This is a genomic window from Mesorhizobium sp. M7A.F.Ca.CA.002.04.1.1, from assembly GCF_004022805.1.
Lineage (GTDB): Bacteria > Pseudomonadota > Alphaproteobacteria > Rhizobiales > Rhizobiaceae > Mesorhizobium > Mesorhizobium ciceri.
In genome coordinates, this window is sequence record NZ_RZPL01000626.1 from 1 (window position 1) to 3,434 (window position 3,434).

General features: G+C 62.3%; 4 protein-coding genes. All 4 read right to left on the minus strand.

Translation table 11 applies throughout. The features are described from left to right. Positions 1–1,223: RNA polymerase factor sigma-54 (gene rpoN / locus ENZ75_RS25580; RefSeq protein WP_128278408.1), on the minus strand; the 1,223-nt coding region annotated here is incomplete at its 3' end. Positions 1,224–1,422: 199 nt separating this feature from the next. Beyond that, positions 1,423–2,241, minus strand: coding sequence for an LPS export ABC transporter ATP-binding protein (lptB, locus tag ENZ75_RS25585; protein WP_013529586.1), 819 nt, complete (start codon positions 2,239–2,241; stop codon positions 1,423–1,425). Beyond that, a complete protein-coding gene (locus ENZ75_RS25590; RefSeq protein WP_013529585.1) occupies positions 2,241–2,822 on the minus strand; it encodes an LptA/OstA family protein in 582 nt (193 codons plus the stop codon). The genes lptB and ENZ75_RS25590 overlap by 1 nt, the downstream gene beginning before the upstream one ends. Then, the coding region (lptC, locus tag ENZ75_RS25595) for an LPS export ABC transporter periplasmic protein LptC (RefSeq protein ID WP_128278409.1) at positions 2,809–3,434 on the minus strand (626 nt) is incomplete at its 5' end. The genes ENZ75_RS25590 and lptC, both read right to left, overlap by 14 nt.

Consider the following 3,434-nt stretch of genomic DNA (forward strand, 5'->3'; position numbering starts at 1 on the left):
GCTGTGACCCGGCTGACGGTCGATTCGTGCATGCCGATGGCGTCGGCCACAGTGCGCAGATTGAGCGGCTTCAGCTGCCGCACGCCATGGACGAGGAAGGCGTCCTGCTGGCGAACGATTTCCGAGGCGACCTTGAGGATGGTCTTTGCCCGCTGGTCGAGGCTGCGCGTCAGCCAGTTGGCGTTCTGCAGGCATTCGGCCAGAAAATCCCTTTCCGCCTGGTTCTTGGCCTGCGGAGAGACCTGGGCGAAATAGATATGGTCGACCAACACCCGCGGCAGCGTTTCGGCATTGAGTTCGACCGTCCAGCTGCCGTCATTGGCCGCGCGCACCTCCACATCGGCGACGATCGCGTCGCTGGCGCCGCCCGAAAACGCCATGCCCGGCCGGGGATCGAGCGCCCGGATTTCGGCCAGCATGTCGAGCAGATCCTCCTCGTCGACACCGCAGATCCGTTTCAATGCGTGAAAATCGCGCCGTGCCAGGAGTTCGAGATTGGCGACCAGCGCCTTCATCGCCGGATCGAGCCGGCTCCGCACGGCAAGCTGCAGCGACAGGCATTCGGCCAGGTCGCGGGCAAACAGGCCGGCCGGCTCGAAGGTCTGACACACCGCCAGCACCTTCGCCACGGCGGCGGCATCCGCACCGAGACGAGCGGCGATCTCGGCCAGATCGGCACGCAGATAGCCGGTCTCGTCAAGGCCGTCGGCGAGGTCGGCGGCGATCAGACGTGCAGCCGGATCGGCGAAGGCTAGCGCTACCTGTTCACCGACATGGTCGCGCAGCGTGATCGCAGCAGTCGCCATGTCGCCGGCGTCAAACCACTCGGATGAGGAACCCGCGCCATTGCCGGAAGCCGATTTCCATTGCGCCGTCAGGTCGGGACCGAGCCGCTCGCTGGTGCCCGGGTCGTCGGGAAACAGGTTTTCCAGCGACGTGTCGAGCTTGTCCGAGATCGCCTCCGCGCTCCACTGCGTCTCGTTTTCGAACCAGTCGCCTTCGCGGGCGGCTTGCGGCTCCGCCTCGATCTTCTGCGCCTGGTCGCTGGCGGCATCGTCCTGCGGCTCGGCGCGCTCCAGCAGCGGATTGCGCTCGATTTCCTCGTCGATGAAATGCTCGAGTTCGACATGGGTGAACTGCAGCAGCCGAATCGACTGCATCAGTTGCGGCGTCATCACCAGCGACTGCGATTGTCGTAGCTGTAGTTTGGCCGCCAACGCCATGGTTCGGTTTCAAACGCCTCGTCTACGCATCCGGACTTCCGGAAAGGAATTTTGCAGCCGGCCATAGAAACTGGCCCGGCTTTTGCTTGTCAAGGCAATTGGTAGCAAAACTCGCTTACCGGAGCGTTATCTCGGAGCAAAATCGAGGAAAAAGCGCCGCGCGAACCGCAAAAATCGTGTCAGGAAACAAATTTCACGCTCAGAGGGTGAAACCCTCGCCGAGGTAAAGTCGCCGCACATCCGGGTTTGCCACCACTTCGTCGGCCCTTCCATGGGTCAGCACCTGGCCGGCATGGATGATGTAGGCGCGGTCGATGAGGCCGAGCGTTTCGCGCACATTGTGATCGGTGATGAGGACGCCGATGCCGCGCGCCGTGAGGTGGCGCACCAGTTGTTGAATATCCGCGACGGCGATCGGATCGATGCCGGCGAAAGGCTCGTCGAGCAGCATGTAGGCCGGACGCGTCGCCAGCGCTCGCGCGATTTCCAAGCGTCGCCGCTCGCCGCCCGAAAGCGACATGGATGGCGCCTTGCGCAGATGGCTGATGTGGAATTCCTCGAGCAGTTCGTCGAGATTGCGCTCGCGCACCTTGCGGTCCTTTTCGACCACTTCCAGCACGGCGCGGATATTCTGCTCGACATTGAGGCCGCGGAAGATCGATGCTTCCTGCGGCAGATAGCCGATGCCGAGGCGTGCACGACGGTACATCGGCATCGACGTGACATCGAAGCCGTCGATCTCGATCGTGCCTTCATCCACCGGCACCAGGCCGGTAACCATATAGAAACAGGTCGTTTTGCCGGCGCCGTTGGGGCCGAGCAGTCCAACTGCCTCTCCGGCGCGCACGCCGATGGTGACGCCGCTGACGACCTTGCGGCCCTTGTAGCTCTTGGTCAGCCCCTTGGCGATCAGGGTTCCCTTGAACTTTCCCGCATCGACGGTCACCGTGGCCGGCGCCGAAAGCTTGCCGGCGGCCCGTCCCGGAAGACGCGCCGTCAGCGACGACAGGCTGGCCATCAGGGGTTCGTCGCTCCCGATTTCGGCGGCGGCGTGATCGACATCTGGACACGTTGCCCAGCGCATGGATCCACCTGAGCCAGCCCGCTTTTCATCTGCACGGTAAGTTTGCAGCCCACCAGAACGTTGTCGTTTTGCGACAGAACGACCTTTTTGCCCGAAAGCACCAGCACCTGGCTCTTCATATCGAAGCTGCCTTGATCGCCGGTCGCGATCTGCGCATCCGACTTGATATAGACCTTGTCGGAGATCTCCAGGTGGTCGATGTTGGCCGAGCCCGTCATCGCCGCACCCGCGGCCTCCGTGCCCTTGGCAGCGGCGTTGGGGTCCTTGACGTAGTAGACCGTCATCTTGCCGGCCTTCATCAATGTCGGCCCCTGGACGACGCTGACATTGCCCGTGAAGATGGCGACACTGTCGGCCTGGCGGACTTCCAGCTTGTCGCTCTCGATCTGGATCGGCTTGTCGCCGGACAGTTTGAGGCCTGATTGACTGGTCGTCTGCGCCCATGACGGCACGAGTCCGAGCAGCAGCAACGCTGAAGTTGCAGCCGCGAGCCGCGTCGAACTACTGAGCCGCATTGGTTTCTCCGCTGTTTCCCTGTGCCGCCTTCAGGGCGGCGGAATCGATGTTGACGCGCACTTTGTTCTCGAAAACCAGAATCTTGCCATTGTCCTGGACCGACATCGTATCCGCCGTGATCCGCGACCCGCCACGGCTGACATCGACGGGATCTCCTGTCTTCATAGTGCCTTTGCCCATGTCGAGGAAGACCGATTTGAACTTGGCCTGCATGCCGTCGGTCGTGGTGATCGTCACGTCGCTGGTCAGGTTCATCGTATTGCCGTCGCGATCGTAGGTGCCGTGCGAGGCCTTGACCGCCGCCACATTGTCGGACGCGATCGGCACCTTGGCGTCGATGCCTTCCAGCTCGATGATACCTTGCGTGCTGACATCCTGAATGGCACGCAGCGCCGTCATCGAATAAGGCTGCTTCTGCTTGGTGAAACCGTTGAGCTTGGGATTGGCCATCACCAGCTTGCCGTTGGAAAAGGCAGTGCCTTCCGCCTGAATCTTCACCGAGACGGGTGCGGCGAGATAGGAATAGACCGGGAAAGCGACCGCTATCAGTGCTGCGGCCACCGGCACGGCAAATTTGAGAACGCGCACGCGGCGCGAATGACGCTGTGCAC